The organism is Pseudomonas sp. Z2-11 (assembly GCF_054161305.1).
Genome location: NZ_CP096395.1, coordinates 4,348,224 through 4,363,996 on the forward strand (window position 1 = coordinate 4,348,224; position 15,773 = coordinate 4,363,996).

The window sequence follows — 15,773 nt, forward strand, 5'->3', positions numbered from 1 at the left end:
TTCCCATAGAACGTGACGACCAGACCTAAAGTAACGTTAGCCGCGGTCGGGGTCGTCTATGCTGATCGTCACTTTGCAGTGCTGGTTAGATGCTGCATAACGGGCGTAACATGGAACCACTGCGAAGGGCCTCGTTCATAAGTGGTAGAGGCAACGACCGGTGAACCTTTCGCTTGGCCGTCGCCTCCTCAAGGAGAATTTTATGCCCTGGTATGCTTGGTTAATCCTGATCGTCGCCATCGGCTCGATCGTTGGCGGCCTGATGATGCTGCGTGACACCGCCAACAAAGTGGAACTGACGGATGCGCAACGCAAACGTGTTGCCGAGCGCAATGCGGAAATGGATGCGAAAGAGGCCAAGGATCGCTGATCACCTGTTTGACTCAGCACTTTGTGGCGAGGGGATTTATCCCCGCTGGGGCGCGCAGCGCCCCCCCTTTCAAAGCTAACCCCCTTGATCAGACACACTTGGTGGCAGGTTTTGGGGCTGCCGCGCAGCCCAGCGGGGATAAATCCCCTCGTCACACAGACCGAGCCCTGCCCACCGACTGCATCACTTCTCCCAATCCGCCTTGGCAATATGCAACCCATGCAGCCCCTTGTATGCCGCCCGCTCCGGCTGACTCCAGCCCTGCAGCAACGAATCCTCCAACCGATAAATCTCCACCCCCAGCGGACGACAGACGCTTAAAGGATCCTGCGCATCCGGCCCCCACATCGCCAACGACAGATCCCCCCCAGGACAAGTCGACAACGCACACAACAAATCAATCTCAGCGAAAAACTCCAGGTAATCACCCTTCTGAGCCGGACACGCCTTCATGAAATACATGTCGTCATGATTCAGCCCGGTGCATTGGAAGATATTCAGCACGTCGTGCACATCGAACTCGGTCAAACCATGAGGCAACACCGCCCGGGTCAGATTCGAGTGGCAATGATGGTGGAAATCCTCACCGGTCAGCATCTTGTTCACATAAGGATCACACCGCGTCCCCAGCAAATCATGCAGACGCCCGCCGTGCTCGTCGATGCCGTAGCCAGCCAGGCTATCATCCGTGATCGTCACCAGAGGCCGCAGGAACGGCAGGTTCGACCACAACCGGTCGTGGGTGCTGACATGAGCTCCCTGAAGTTGCCGAGTACGCGCAGCCCACAGGCGCTCCCGCGGATCGTGGGCATTCCAGACGTTGAAGTCCCCCACCTGCGGGCCCACTGGCGTGGTGACACGAAACACATGCCCGGCCGGCACATGCCAAGCGCGACCGGTACGGATCGGCACCTCGAACTGCTCGATCAGCGTGCGCTTGCCTTGCTCGGCGCGGATGCGCTCGTAGAAGGGTTTGTCTACTTGCAAGGCTGAGCCTCTGCTGGATTGGTAGGCGGCTGGGTAGTTTTTGTGCATGGCAAGGTCCTTTGATCAGTGAGGTGTGGCGCAAGCCAACAATTGGAGAAGCAAATGTTCGGAATCGTCGAGATAAAGGTTCATACCCTCCAACGCCGCGAGCTTGTTGCCTTCAGCCAACCAGCCATGGATCTGCCGATCTCGGGCGAGCCAAGACGCCTGGAAACGGGCCTCATCGGGAGCGGAACAAAACACCAGGCGCAGTTGGGCAACCACGTTGGTGAAAAACGCATCAAGCAAAGGACTGCGCATCAACCCGACGATGTGCTGATGGAAGGCCAAACCGTGGGTCCCAACGGCGCGCCAATCCTCACGCTCACGAGCCAGTTCAGCCGCTTCAAGGGCTTCGAGCATTCGGTCGGACTGGTAATCGCTCAAGGGTTTGCTGCCAACGATGGCCTGTAGCTCCAAGGTACGACGGACCTTGAACAGATCCCGCACGTCATCGACACCCAACCTGCGGACCATCACCCCTTTGTTACGTACGTAGCGGGTGAGCCCTTCCTGGCCTAGACGGTGCAAAGCTTCGCGAATGGTGTTGCGTGATGCGTTGTAAGCCAATACCAGATTGTTTTCTACCAGCGCCATGCCTGGGATCAGGCGACCGCCGATGATATCGGCGCGCAGTTCGAGGGTGATCTGGTCGGCCAAAGAAAGAGAGTTGGTCATGGGCAAACCTCGGATTGTTGAACAATCAGTTATCCGTAACCAACCATTTATCGTGCCAAGACCCAACAGACATAAAAAAGGCCAGTCGATTCGACCGGCCTCCTTCGTTACCTCAATTTACTTGCAGCTTGTCGCGGTTCCTGTCGAGAATCGCTTTCCCGATCCCCGTGACCTCTAGTAACTCTTCTACCGAAGAGAACGGCCCATTACTATCACGATATGCAACAATCGCCTCAGCCTTGCCCTTGCCTATTCCTGACAGCTCGCGCTGCAATGTAGCTGCATCTGCCCCGTTGAGATCTACCTTGGCGCTTTGCGTTGTGAGCGCTTGCTCCACCGCTGGGGGAGTGGCCAGCACAACAGGCTTGGCCGCCGGGGTAGCGATGACAGCGACCGAGGTGCTGGTGAGGAAGGCAAAGATAAGCGAGGAGAAATAGCCCGTACGCATAGTGACACTCCATGACATCGTTAAGAGAGAAGCAACTTTTCCGAAGCTGCTCCTCCAACGTTAGGCTATGGAGTGTGACTGTCAAAAATGTGTATGTTACCGACTATGTAATAATCAGGGTTCGAGACGGTGTTGCTGGTAGATCCAGTCAACGATCTCCCCATCCGGGGTGTAGCCATGGACGGTTTCGCGTAATAGCTGACGCACGCGCGCATAATCGTCGTTCTCTACCGCTAAAAGTAGCTCCTCAAGCTTGAGCTTCAGCATGTCCCATGGCAGATGATCTTCGTTAGCAGTCATAATCATCGGATGCTCAGTCGCGGCGACGTTATCGCCAATCAGCAGCTCCTCATACAACTTCTCACCAGGCCTAAGACCAGTGAACTCGATAGAAATATCGCCTTGTGGATTACGCTCCGAACGAATACTCAAACCCGATAGGTGAATCATCTTCTCCGCCAGTTCGACAATTCTTACGGGCTCGCCCATATCCAGCACAAATACATCCCCACCCCGCCCCATTGACCCAGCCTGGATAACCAACTGCGCAGCTTCCGGAATAGTCATGAAATAACGGGTGATCTTAGGATGAGTTACCGTTATTGGCCCGCCAGTTTTTATCTGTTTGTGGAACAAAGGAATTACTGATCCAGAGGAGCCCAATACGTTGCCAAACCGGACCATGGTGAAACGAGTTTTATTCACTCGAGACACATTGGAATTGTCGCCAAAAAGGACGGGCGCAAGCTCTTGGCTGAGGGCTTGCAAGGTGAGCTCCGCGAGCCGCTTGGTGCTGCCCATTACATTCGTAGGGCGAACAGCCTTGTCCGTGGAGATCAAAACGAAGTTCGATACGCCCGTCTTCAAAGCAGCTTGTGCAGTATTCAACGTCCCGATAACATTATTTAGAACACCTTCGGCAATGTTGTGTTCGACCATCGGAACATGTTTGTAAGCAGCAGCGTGATAGACCGTATCCACTCCCCAGGTCTTCATCACGTCCGTTAACTTTCCTTGGTCTCTTACTGTTCCAAGGATAGGTAGCAAGCGTACGGAGAGAGATTCTTGGACAATCCTTGGTTCCAGCTCCGATAAAATACTATACAAATTGAACTCGCTGTGCTCGAAAAGCAGTAAAGTCTTCGGTTTCAGCATCATTATCTGGCGGCAGAGCTCTGACCCAATTGACCCCCCTGCACCAGTCACGAGAACGGTTTGTCCAGCAATGCAATGCTCAAGAAGCTCGGATTGAGCCGGTACCGGATCGCGGCCCAAGAGATCGGCGATGTCGACCTCTTGTATGTCATCAACCTTTACCCTGCCACTAGCTAAATCCATGAAGCCTGGCACGCTGCGAACATGAAGAGGGAAGGACTCTAATAACGTCAATATTTCGCGACGTCGCGCTCGTGAAGATGACGGTATGGCTAAAAGGATCTCTTGAGCCCCGGTAGTATCAATCATTTTTTGAATATGGCCTGGCTTGTAGACTTGCAGCCCGGCAATAATGTGATCCGCGATACTATTATCGTCGTCAATAAACGCCACGGGACGCATTACCCGCCCCATGCGCAGGGCCGCAACAAGCTGATTTCCAGCCGCACCGGCACCGTATATGGCAACTTTGGGCAGGCCATTATCGCGGCTCGTAAAAGGGACATGCTGCGCGGCTGTGAACCAATCACCCAAAAAGTATTGACGCATCATTAGACGCAGCCCCCCGATCATAATTAAGCTCAACCACCAATAGTTGAAAATAATTGAACGAGGTACAACGGCCGTGTGGTTGCTGTACCAATAGACCAAGAGTGCCAATAATAACGCCGAGAGGCTAACAGCCTTACAAATAGCAATCAGCGCGTCGTTACCGAAAAAGCGCATGACCGCGCGATACATACCAAATCGTACAAAAATAGGCACAGCGACGATAGGGGCAGATATGAAAAGCCAAAAGTGTGTTTTAACTGGAGCCGCGGCTGTTTCAATACCGAGACGAACAATAAATGCCAGCCATAGAGCCAGCCAGACGAGAATTATATCTGCAGCGATCTGGATCACGCGCTTGTAGCGTCTTGGCAGACCAAGCATCGTCGTTCTTAAGTTGTCCCAAAAAGCTTCACGCACCTTGCCTGCTCCTAACACTGAAATTCCATGTCTATCGTAAGCAACTGTCAATCGAGTAGTCGTTGCAGAGTGCTATGGATCGAGGTCATTCTACTCCATTTGAAAATTAATCGGAAACGTCAGAAAGCCTCGGTTCGTCTGCCAGCCGTTTCAACGCCACACCCGCGGCGGAGTATTTTCAAATTCAAATAGCTAAAGCTAACAAGCGACATTTCGCTCAAAAGCTGAATGTCATAAAGTTTCCTTCTCACCAGCATGAAATCTCATAGCGAGTAAAACTAGCGGCGCGTAAGCAATTACAAGGCCCACCAAGCCGTCTAGATCAAGGGCCACAACAAACCAAGCCAAAGGCAAGAGCCAAAATGCATTGATCGCAAATACCGTTAGCGTTACGGGTGCGTGTCGTCCGGCTTGACGGGAAGCAAATTGATAAGCGTGACTGCGGTGCGCCTCATAGACTTTCTCACCGCGCATAAATCGACGGACTAGCGTCACGGTAGCATCGACGATAAATACCCCAAGCAAAATCAGCCACGCCCAGAAAAAAGGCGGATATACCCAAGCTGCTTGCAGCGCGAGTACGCCAAGGACTATCCCTAAAAAACCACTGCCTGCGTCCCCCATGAAAATCTTCGCAGGTGGAAAATTCCACACCAAGAAGCCAAGTGACGCGGAAGCAAGTAGCAAGGGAGCCCAGACCAAACTGTCATAACCGCTAAGTGTATACAATATACAAGCGCTTACGCAGACTTGTGCTGATTCAGTCGCAGCGAGACCGTCGATACCATCCATAAAATTATATAGATTGAGCATCCAGACTAAAAAAAACATGCCTAAAACATAACCGAACCACTGAAAATCAACACGGTAGCCAAAAATATCGAGGGGTGCGATCCCACCCATCCAATATAACGCCCACATTGCAGCTATGGAATGTCCCAACAATCGCCATCTGGCAGCAATATGTCCGTGATCATCCATAAAACCAATAATCGCAACAAGGGCTCCGGCGCCGAAAATTCCTAAAAGCGAAGCTGTGGATGTAAACTGCACAATAATAACAGGAAGAGCCAGAAGAAAAGACACAACAATAGAAACCCCGCCTCCCCTGGGAGTGGGAATTTTGTGTGAGCTGCGGCTGTTAGGAATATCTATAATGTTCTTTGACAGTGCATACCTCCGTAAAACGCCTGTCAAAAACAGCGCCAACAAAAAAAACACCAAAGCAAACAAAAAAATCATATCCTATTTCTTCCCTAGTTTTGATCCATTCACATATGACTGTCCAGCTTGGATCAATCCTTGCTGCGGTGACTCGAGAGGCTCCCAGCCCAGCAACTCCCGACCTTTACTGCTGTCCACAACAAGCGAGCCACATAACTGAGCTATGGTCGCTGATTTACCTGTAAGTGAGCCTATCAGATTCAAAAAAACGAGCGGTACGGGCAATAGCCAAGATCGCTTATTCATACCTTCGCTTAACAAATTTATAATATCAGGAAGCGATAGGGCCTCCCCGTCTGCAATTAGAAAAACCTCATTCGCTGCTCTGGGATGAACTGCTGCAAGTGCGATAAAACTACTTAGATTAGCCAGACTCACCATACTGCGAAAATTCCGTACACTACCAAAAGGAAGAGGGATGCCCAGTGAAACCAGTTTCAGAAGTCTATTAAAATTTCCAGGCGCATTGGCGCCATAGACAAGGGGCGGTCTTATAATAACCAGCTCGCTGTCGGATCCTTCAAAAATCTTTGCCAGCTCGTTTTCCGCTTCTAACTTAGAGATTGCATAATCAGCATGAGGGTTACACACGTCGTTTTCGGTAAAAGGCGTATTAAATGATTCTGCTCCATTAACACCTATCGAGCTTATAAAAACAAACCGTTTGATACCTGCCTCTAAACAGTCCCGAGCGAACTTGACTGTTAAATCCCTATTGATTGCACGAAAATCTTCCAATGGAGAACTAGAGGTATCATTCAACTGATGCGCCCGACCCGCAAGATGAATAACGCAATCAATTTCCTTAAATTCTAGAAGAGCGCGTGGAACTGCATCTAACGAGGCAACAACCACACGGACGTTCGGCAAAAAAGAATGCTCAGTCCGGACTACCGCAGTCACCTCGGTTCCCGCATCACTTAAAAAAGCACAAAGATGCTGCCCCACAAAACCGTTTGCGCCCGTAACTAGGATTTTTTTCATAGCTGGCTCGCTTCCATAATTTCGTCCATCCATCCTTCAAGCTTATAGCGCTGGTAAATAGGTGTTGGAACAGGCGAGTAAGGCTCAGTCAAAAAACTCAAAGGAATCTGCGGATCGAGCCTATCAATTACACATATATTCCTGATATCAAAAAAATCATAATGAATAACATCTTGATTCGTAGTGATAAGCTTTTTACGAGCCCCCAATGTTTCAAGCGTCCGCATCGTGAGCCCCGTCTGCTTAGGGTGCTCGATATCCAAAATGCAAATTGATGAATTGAAAACAGACTGTACCGTGCTCTTGTCAATTGAGTCATATTTGAAGTCTGAGACGCTTGCATTTTTGAACGACGAGTTTGTAAAGCGATACAACCAAAAAACCCATTTCGCTTGCAGGTAAAGATAAAAATAGGTTCTAGCACTTGCATCCAACGTACGCTTGACTTTTTGCACAATCGCAGAACGATCAGTGTGGGCTGTACCGATAAAACTAACATCCCAGCGGAGATGTTCTGCCGGGGGCCGCTCAAACCCTGCAGAGAAGAACAGCGGCCGAAAGTTAATAGAATATTTTTCCGCGTCTCTTTTATCAAACGTAAAAACACTATCGAAATATTTTAAATTGTCCACCGCCCACTTTCGATTCCCGAATGAATCCCACATATAGAGAATAAATTTAGCGCTAACATAACGGGACTTCCACTCGGAAAGCGTATGAGCAGAGAGCGTCTGGCCGTTGACTACAAAAATATAGTCATAAGCGTCAGAATTTAATTTCTGTAGCTCGCTGGCATAATATTTGTCAGCAGCCTTTATAATAAGTCCGCGACTGATACGTGTAATAGCCTTTAAAACAGGTGTATCAAAAGGCCTATCTAAGAGAAAATCAACACGCGCGCCTCGACGAATCAACTCATCCTGAATTTCATTTTCGTATCCGAAAAAACGCGGAGCTACGTATAGTATTTTCTTTCCTTGGAGAGAGTATTTCACAACTGAATTTTCCGATCGTTCAATATTTTCGCTGGAATACCACCAACAACTAAACTATCCGAAAAACTTTTTATAACCACCGCGTTGGCTGCTACTATTACGTCGTTGCCCAATGTGATACCTCCAAGCACCTTAGAACCAGCACCTAGTATAACGTTATCACCAACCAAGGGCCGATGTGCCGAATCATAAGTAAAATCCAGATCCTTAGCGCCTAGCGTCACCCCTTGATAGATCACCGCATTCGAACCTATTGAGATAGCGCCTATGACAGTGCCGTGAGTATGCGGAAAAAATAGCCCTGGTCCTATGCGGCACGCGACGGCGATCTCTATTCCAAAAAGCATGAAGTTCATCATTGAAAAAAACTTCGCCAGTCGCCGCCTGTTTTTTGCATTAGAGTAATATGAAAGACGATAAATTAAAACGGGCAAAAAACGTGGTGATAGCATGCTTAACCAGAATCCCACTCCACTTTGAGATCTATGGTGTCCAAAAAGAGCGTCTTGTCTAGCAACATCTGCTTTAAGTAGCTCTCGAATCTTCATTTTTTGCCCGTCGATCATATTCGATCCTTAATTCATCAGTTTTCTAGCACGCAACTCTTCGTTTGCCTGCTCCAACCTATCCTCTGGCAATGGTTGCTCATTAACCCAACTTGCGAACCTTTTCAGTCCAGCAGCCAAGCTGATTTTTGGAACCACCCCAAGCAAATCTTTCAACTTCCCTATATCCGCATAATTATGCCGAATATCTCCGATACGGTATTGGCCAGTTACGACCAAATTTGGCTCCTTGCCAAAAGCACGAGTTAACTCCTCGGCCACCGTTTTCACCGAAGTCGCAATACCGCTGCCGACATTGATTACATCAGACAACTGGCCCGGGAAGACTATTCCCTGTAGAAAGGCGTCAGTCACATCATCCACATGTACGAAATCCCTACTTTCCTTACCGTCTTCAAAAAGCGGCAAAGGACTATTGCGCCGAATCTTCGTAGAGAATATCGATAAAATTCCCGTATATGGATTATTGAGCGATTGCCTTTCACCGTAAACATTCTGAAGTCGGAAAATGACATAGTCCATTCCCAAGGCTTGACTTCCAATCCGAACTAAATCTTCTTGGGCATATTTAGTGGCAGCATAGATAGAAGCAGGCCGGATCAAGTCTTCTTCGGAAGTTGGAACCAAAATTAATTGATTTCCTGTACTTGCACATCTAGGTTCCCAGTGTTCCGAGGCAAGAGCCTCAGCGGTGCGCGGCGGCGGAGTCACCCGGCGGTTGTCCAAAGAAGGATTAAGGTATGCACCCTCCCCATAGACTGATCGACTGGACGCTAGCAGAATTCGTCTAACACGATGTTCTGTCGATTTTGAGAGAGCCTCAAAGAGAAGGGCGGTTCCTTGAGAATTAACCTCATTGTACTTAGCCACCTCATACATGGACTGACCTGTGCCAGTCTCAGCTGCTAGGTGAACCACCGTATCAACATTCGCGAGCGCTTTTACCCAATCGTCAAAGGAGGTAACACTGCCACGGATAAACTCGACACCCGCCTGTTCCAGCCACTCCAGTTCTCTAGGAAGAGCGCCATGTACCTGTACCGACAATGGATCGAGTATTTTAACCTTCATGCCCGAGGCCAAAATTTTGGGCACCAAATGCGATCCAATGAAACCCGCCCCACCAGTTATTAGCACAGTATGCTCTAGCATAAAACTTCCTCTACATCTGCATTTGAATAACGCAAACTTTATTTAACTTCCGATTTCTTTATCAAACTAGCCGAGTAATACAAATACAAAAGCAAGCATATTGCAAACTGAAACAAAGTAGGCAATAAAAAAAACATATCGTAAAAAACGGAGAATATGAGCACCTGAAAAGCTACGGTGTAGGCAAACAGCCCCCAGGGGCGGCCTCTCTTGGCTAGCAAATAGATATAGCAACAAACAATCTGAACCAGAGTTACTGCCACTACCCCGCCCAACGGACCAAAGTCCGAAACGGATCCCGCGTATATGGTGGACGTATTAAGGTTGGGATCAACGAATTTGAACAGATCGTTTCGAGGGTCCAATTCAAAATAACTACGCACCACCGAGGGAAGCATATTAGACATAGAATACGAAAAGCTCCCCGTCGGAATTATCGAATCTACATTATAAAAAAAGTTGCTCAAACCTGCCGTTAAATATACGTAGAACCAAAGAAAGCCACTTGGCAGCAACGCGAAAACATCCTTGGCATCATCGTTCACAATGTATGAAAATGGATTTTGTGTCTGCCTCATATCTCCGATCAGGCCGAAAATAACCACTACCAACAGCGCACCAATAAAAATCATAGCGACTTTCCGCAGTGTCATGCGTGTGAGAAGCAACCAAACACAGGTCATTTGGAGCAGACCACTCAACAGAATGCCCCTTCCTAACATTGCGACCGGCCAAAACAGCAATATTACTGCAAGAACGAACCATCTCTTTTGTTTCAGTTTTAACATTAGATACGCAGACATTGACAAGGATTGTAAATAAAACGCGTTCATCACCCCATGAAAGGATGGTATTCCGAACTCAGTGTAAAGTCTCACATCCCCCACGTATTTCCAATAAAGGGGAAAACCTCTGCCAACATAAATCTCTATCGCGGTGCCGATTAGCCAAATCAGGACACTGAATTTCAAAAATCGGCGCACAACTGACACATATAAATCTTCAGCAGCAGGGACGGGCTTCGCAACCCTACCGCCTCCTATGAACATATATATAATACCAATGCCCATCAAATTAACAAAAATAACGAAAATTCCGATGGTAGGAATAGGTACTAAATTTGATGTCAACCCAAGCAAGTATAGTAAAAGAACGAGCATCCAAGCTCCGACATAAATCACGACCGGGTTGATCATTAAACATTCCGCTTTAAGAAATTTTTCATAGTCACTAGCGGACCGCTGATCGTTGACAGCACAACCCGATTAGACAAAAGGCTGATAAGGGCTGTAGTAGCGATTCGCTTAGATCCGTCTGCATAACGTAATAGATAAGGTTGCAGCGCCTTGATTTTTTCCGGATTACGTTTGGTAACCTGACGGAAGAGTTCCCCTAAGACATACCTGTACCCACCACGCTGACACGCTTTTTGCAATTTCGCATCGTTAGGATAACGATCACTAATCACCTTAAGCGCTCTTAAAGACTCATCTAGAAGCTCGTAGGAGCGATCGCTAGCGCCAAAACCATGCTTGCGATAACGCCCATAGACCCCCTTTAACTCTTGGACCTTGCCATTCAGCGCTACTTCAATTGAAAAAATCCAGTCCGATACGACAGGAAAACTCGGGTCGAAACCATGGTTAGGGCACGCAGATCGCCTCACCATAACTGAGGACGCTCCGGGTATACCTCCCTTAGCGATAAGATCATATACGTCTTTGATCTCTTCGTTCTTGGTTGTATTCGTCGTAAATAAGACCTTTCCTGTTTGATGCTGGAAAATTTCAATAGGATGATAAGAAATTGAAACTTCCGGGTCGGAAAAAAGCGCGACCTGTGCCGATATTTTACCGGGAAGAAAAAGATCATCTCCTCCCAATACAGCAATTAGTTCGCCTGTACTGGCGAAAAACGCAACATTCGAATTCCCGGTAATGCCAAGGTTCGTTTTATTATAAACACCCACAACTTTACCAGGGTGTCTTTGCTCATACCCTTTAATAACAGCTGCCGTAGTGTCTGTAGAAGCATCATCTGCGACGACAATTTCTAAATTTGGGTAGTCCTGCATCAAGACACTATCAATCGTCTCAGAAATCAAATCCTCTTGATTATATGTAAATATAATTACTGAAACTTTTGGCTCATACATTAAAACCCCCAACTTTCTGATTGCTTTCTCTAAGAGTCGGATATGTCGCCCACCCAACCACTAACCAATAAATAACATATATAGCTGCGTGGGCAATAGCAACTCCATCGGCGCCCCACCAACCCGTGAACAAAAAGGTCAGTCCAACGAAACCCACCGCATAAATCAGTTCAGCAACAATATAAGGCTTGTACATGGCTTTACCCAACATCAAGTAAGCCAAGATCCACCCGCCTATTTTAAGAGTGTCTCCCAGCAACTGCCAGCCAAAATAGTCGCGTATGGGAGCAAATTCAGTGGTAAAGAGAGTCGCTATGACAAAATCCCGTAGGAAAAATATTACGACACTAGCCAACATAACAGCTGGCAGTATCAACTTGTAACTCTGCAAAATTTCCGCTCTCAGGTCTCTTGCGTTATTTATCTCAGAAAGACGAGGCAAAAAATAGACACTTAGCGTTGTCGTAACGAACATGAGATATGCGGCACTCAAGCGCCACATGGCTTCCCAATACCCGGCTTCTTTTACACCAAACTCCATACTCAAATGGTTTCGAATTACAATTTGCGCTAATGGAGCACAAATAGCCGACACTAACGTCATCAGCGCAAATTTTCCGAGATTAGCTGCTACTGTTTTGTCTATTGAGCCTATAAAATTCGCTAGTGAGAACCATTCAGCTCCTTTACAAACCATTATCGTAACAAAAAAAGCCATGGCTTGATATGTTGTTAGAGCAATCAGCGCACCGTACAGCCCATATAACATAGCTAGTACAGAAGTAATACATAAAGCTAATATGCTACCAGCAATATTCGCGACCACGTACCGCCTGATATCTTTCTTTCCATTCAGAATGGCTAAAAATAGGGAGTTCAGAGTTAGCATGAACAGCGTTGACGCTAAACAAAGAAACACAAACCTATACTCGACACTTCCCAGGAAATAGAGAGCAAGTTGCGAACTGCATAGTGCGACCACAACACCTGTTACTGCCGACCCCAAAATCGTAATCGAGCCAGCTGTGCGCCAAACAACGAGCAATTTATCCTCTTCGGAAAATTCAGCAGTGTATTTAGTAACACCGGTATTGATAGCGCCGCTCGCAAAAACGGTTAGCATTTGGATAGCATTTTGTAGCTGTCCTACAGCAGCGTAGCCTGAAGGGCCTACATAAATCGCAAGCACCTTATTTATTCCAAGCAACGTCAACATTTTCACTAGTACGGCGATTCCATTCAATAAACTAGTGCGTAATAGCGTCATCAGCAGCCGCGCCCAACAAAACTGTTACATAGCTCCACTACCCGATATGCTTCATCGACAGGCATCACCGGACTTATCGGTAAGCTTATGACCTCGTTATGTATTTTTTCAGTAAGGGGTAAGGATATGTGGCTATACTCCGAATAAGCCGCTTGTTTGTGAGGCGGGATTGGATAATGAATTAAAGTTTGAACTCCATTCTCGCCAAGATATGACTGCAATTCATTCCGCTGATGAGATCTGACTACAAAAAGATGCCAAACGTGTGACTGATTATTCAACACGTCGCTATTCTTTTCTGCGGGTAAAATCAGCGCGTCGTTTGATATATTCCTGATATAAATATCTGCAATTGTTCGCCTAGCCTTCGTTTGCAAATCCAAATATTTGAGCTTCACAGAAAGAGCTGCCGCTTGCATTTCATCTAATCGACTGTTTAATCCTTTATATATATTTAGATATTTTTCATGCGAACCGTAATTTCTTAGTGCCTTGATGCTTTCCACTAAGTCCAGATCATTCGTTGTAATTGCGCCGGCATCGCCCAGTGCACCAAGATTTTTACCAGGATAAAAACTAAACGCACCAGCGTCACCCCACGCTCCAGCATGGCGCCCGTCCAAGCTCGCCCCATGCGATTGCGCACAGTCTTCCAGCACAAGTAAGTTATGTCGCTTGGCGAGAGCCAGAATAGCTGGCATATCACATAGTTGCCCATACAAATGGACCGGCAGTATCGCTTTGGTACGAGCAGTTATAGCTTTCTCAGCATTTGCTACATTGATGTTGTAGGACGATTCGTCAGGCTCGACTAGCACTGGGGCAAGCTTATTTTCAGTTATTGCCAGAATACTAGCAATATAGGTATTCGCGGGAACGAGAACTTCATCACCATCCTGTAGGCGCCCCAGTAATTTCCAAGCTCTGAGTGTCAGAATCAGTGCGTCGAGTCCATTGGCGACCCCGAGAGTATTAGTCGCCCCCACATAGGAGCTGAAATCGTTTTCGAATTTTTCAAGTGCGCGACCCTGAATATACCATCCCGAGTCAATAACTTGAGTTGCAGCCTCTATCAACTCTTGACGGCACTGGGCGTTTATAGCTTGCAAATCTAAAAACTTGATCATCATACAACCCCTAGGAACTGAGACTCTTCTATGGAGAGATAATCACGTAGAGATTTATGTGTATAATCCCTCAATGACAAACTGCCCCCGCGACCGATCAACATATTAAACTGGTCGATATTATTATTTTTTATCGCCCAATCTTTGGCGTACATCAGGACAGTCGTACCCTTATAATTTCTTGCGTTAACATCCGCACCTTCATTCAATAAAAAATCTATTATATCTTGATGGCCATTATATGCTGCAACCATCAATAGAGTCCATGAATTATCATTGCGATCATTGATGTTAATTATGTTGTTTTTCAGTCGCTGTACGCCTTGTAAGTCACCCGCACTTACAGACTTAAAGATATCATCGCGTTTGTCTTTGAACAAACGCAGATCATAATCAATAGTTACAACAGTAGTAAATAATGCATTCGATTCGAGAACCGTCCCTGGTCGCCGAAGAGAACTTTGAGGAAGTATTTCAAAATTGCAATATACATCCCCATCCCACTTTGGCATCTGATAGTTTCGGAACGAAAAGGCTCTAATGAAACGACCCACTTGCCACGCAGTTTGATTGAAGTCAATCTTTAACGAAGAAAAATCGATTGTAGATTTTGAAAAATAGCTGGAGCCCTTCGACACCTGTGGCAGAGAGCTAACATTACCATGAAGTATTGACTCGATATTTTCGTCAAATAAAATAACTGCATTTTCAATATAATTCAAATACAGATCTTTGGATGAATCTGTATCTTTCAAATCGAAAAATCTCTGATCAATTATTTCCCCTGTGTCGATACCAGCGTCAATACGATGCAAGGTAACGGCGGACCTTTCATCTCCATTAAGAATCGGCCATACCGAAGTATACATTCCTTTGTAGCGCGGTAAAGCTGAGAAATGGATGTTAAATATTTTTGAAGGGTCCCTGAAATTTAGAGGTTTTACTATCCGATCGAATTCCAATGAGATAAAAATATCGGCAAGGCGTTCGGCATCACTTAGGGAGACTACATTAACGCCTAACTCTTCGCTTCGCTTCTTGAGTGACAGCTGCCATCCGTCCTTGCCATCATCAGTAGCATTAAGCACTACCGCTATATTGTCACGATCCAAGGAACCGTGTAACACGTTCAACGCATGAACAGCGATATTATTCTTACCGGCTATGACTATCATGATCCAGCGCTTCCAAAAATTTATTATAATCTCTTATATAATCCAGCTCATCGTAAAAATCACTTGCAAGAACCAAGAGCGTGCAATCAGGTGAGAAATGATGCATTTCATGCCAAATCATTTTTTCGATTACGATCACTTTATCCGGCGAGTCTAACCAAACGCTTTCTTTAGACCTTCCATCATCTAGCTTCATCATGCAACGCCCAGAGACGCATACCGCAACCTGGGTCAGCTCCTTATGAGCGTGAAATCCGCGTGATACTTCTTCTAGCGTCCCAGTTAAATAATAGACTCGCTTAATTTCAAAAGGTACATTTTTTTTGTTTTCTAGTACAGCCAACTGGCCGCGCTCGTCTCCGAGCATATTCACGTTTAAAAACTTTATCAAACTCATAATCGCCTCAGTTCAACTTAATCGTTCACTGACATTTTTTACCGCCATAAAACAAAGCCGCCCTGTTGACTGAAATTCATAGCTG

The 15,773-nt window shown here is 46.8% G+C and carries 16 protein-coding genes; 1 reads left to right on the forward strand and 15 read right to left on the reverse strand.

The window, feature by feature from the left end:
* Positions 1-202 precede the first annotated feature (202 nt).
* A complete protein-coding gene (locus M1E16_RS19205) occupies positions 203-370 on the forward strand; it encodes a DUF2897 family protein (protein WP_458128144.1) in 168 nt (55 codons plus the stop codon).
* A gap of 183 nt (positions 371-553) precedes the next feature.
* On the opposite strand, the gene M1E16_RS19210 is transcribed toward M1E16_RS19205, so the two are convergent.
* The 15 genes from M1E16_RS19210 to M1E16_RS19280 form a co-directional block, all read right to left on the reverse strand.
* Positions 554-1,405, reverse strand: coding sequence for an urea carboxylase-associated family protein (locus tag M1E16_RS19210; protein ID WP_458128145.1), 852 nt, complete (start codon positions 1,403-1,405; stop codon positions 554-556).
* Between the two features lie 15 nt (positions 1,406-1,420).
* Positions 1,421-2,074: a GntR family transcriptional regulator gene (locus M1E16_RS19215; RefSeq protein ID WP_458128146.1), complete on the reverse strand. Its 654-nt coding sequence runs from the start codon at positions 2,072-2,074 to the stop codon at positions 1,421-1,423.
* Between the two features lie 112 nt (positions 2,075-2,186).
* On the reverse strand, positions 2,187-2,522 hold the full coding sequence (locus M1E16_RS19220; protein ID WP_458128147.1) for a ComEA family DNA-binding protein: 336 nt from the start codon (positions 2,520-2,522) through the stop codon (positions 2,187-2,189).
* 114 nt (positions 2,523-2,636) lie between these two features.
* Positions 2,637-4,610: a polysaccharide biosynthesis protein gene (locus M1E16_RS19225; RefSeq protein WP_458130346.1), complete on the reverse strand. Its 1,974-nt coding sequence runs from the start codon at positions 4,608-4,610 to the stop codon at positions 2,637-2,639.
* 267 nt (positions 4,611-4,877) lie between these two features.
* A complete protein-coding gene (locus M1E16_RS19230) occupies positions 4,878-5,888 on the reverse strand; it encodes an MraY family glycosyltransferase (protein ID WP_458128148.1) in 1,011 nt (336 codons plus the stop codon).
* 3 nt (positions 5,889-5,891) lie between these two features.
* On the reverse strand, positions 5,892-6,854 hold the full coding sequence (locus M1E16_RS19235; protein ID WP_458128149.1) for an NAD-dependent epimerase/dehydratase family protein: 963 nt from the start codon (positions 6,852-6,854) through the stop codon (positions 5,892-5,894).
* Complete coding sequence (locus M1E16_RS19240) at positions 6,851-7,849, reverse strand: hypothetical protein (RefSeq protein WP_458128150.1); 999 nt, start codon at positions 7,847-7,849, stop codon at positions 6,851-6,853. Before M1E16_RS19240 ends, M1E16_RS19235 begins: the two co-directional genes overlap by 4 nt.
* Entirely contained in the window at positions 7,846-8,415 is a 570-nt protein-coding gene (locus M1E16_RS19245) for a serine O-acetyltransferase (RefSeq protein WP_458128151.1), read from the reverse strand. The genes M1E16_RS19240 and M1E16_RS19245 overlap by 4 nt, the downstream gene beginning before the upstream one ends.
* Before the next feature lie 9 nt (positions 8,416-8,424).
* Entirely contained in the window at positions 8,425-9,567 is a 1,143-nt protein-coding gene (locus tag M1E16_RS19250; RefSeq protein ID WP_458128152.1) for an NAD-dependent epimerase/dehydratase family protein, read from the reverse strand.
* Between the two features lie 38 nt (positions 9,568-9,605).
* Entirely contained in the window at positions 9,606-10,763 is a 1,158-nt protein-coding gene (locus M1E16_RS19255; RefSeq protein ID WP_458128153.1) for an O-antigen polymerase, read from the reverse strand.
* Positions 10,763-11,722 (reverse strand): glycosyltransferase family 2 protein, encoded by a 960-nt coding sequence (locus tag M1E16_RS19260; RefSeq protein ID WP_458128154.1) that lies wholly within the window; start codon positions 11,720-11,722, stop codon positions 10,763-10,765. Before M1E16_RS19260 ends, M1E16_RS19255 begins: the two co-directional genes overlap by 1 nt.
* Entirely contained in the window at positions 11,715-12,989 is a 1,275-nt protein-coding gene (locus M1E16_RS19265) for an O-antigen translocase (protein ID WP_458128155.1), read from the reverse strand. Before M1E16_RS19265 ends, M1E16_RS19260 begins: the two co-directional genes overlap by 8 nt.
* Positions 12,989-14,116 carry a DegT/DnrJ/EryC1/StrS family aminotransferase gene (locus tag M1E16_RS19270; protein WP_458130347.1) on the reverse strand — a complete coding sequence of 376 codons (1,128 nt, stop codon included), beginning with the start codon at positions 14,114-14,116 and terminating at the stop codon, positions 12,989-12,991. Before M1E16_RS19270 ends, M1E16_RS19265 begins: the two co-directional genes overlap by 1 nt.
* On the reverse strand, positions 14,116-15,291 hold the full coding sequence (locus M1E16_RS19275; protein ID WP_458128156.1) for an ankyrin repeat domain-containing protein: 1,176 nt from the start codon (positions 15,289-15,291) through the stop codon (positions 14,116-14,118). Before M1E16_RS19275 ends, M1E16_RS19270 begins: the two co-directional genes overlap by 1 nt.
* Entirely contained in the window at positions 15,272-15,688 is a 417-nt protein-coding gene (locus tag M1E16_RS19280) for a sugar 3,4-ketoisomerase (protein WP_458128157.1), read from the reverse strand. Before M1E16_RS19280 ends, M1E16_RS19275 begins: the two co-directional genes overlap by 20 nt.
* Positions 15,689-15,773 lie beyond the last annotated feature (85 nt).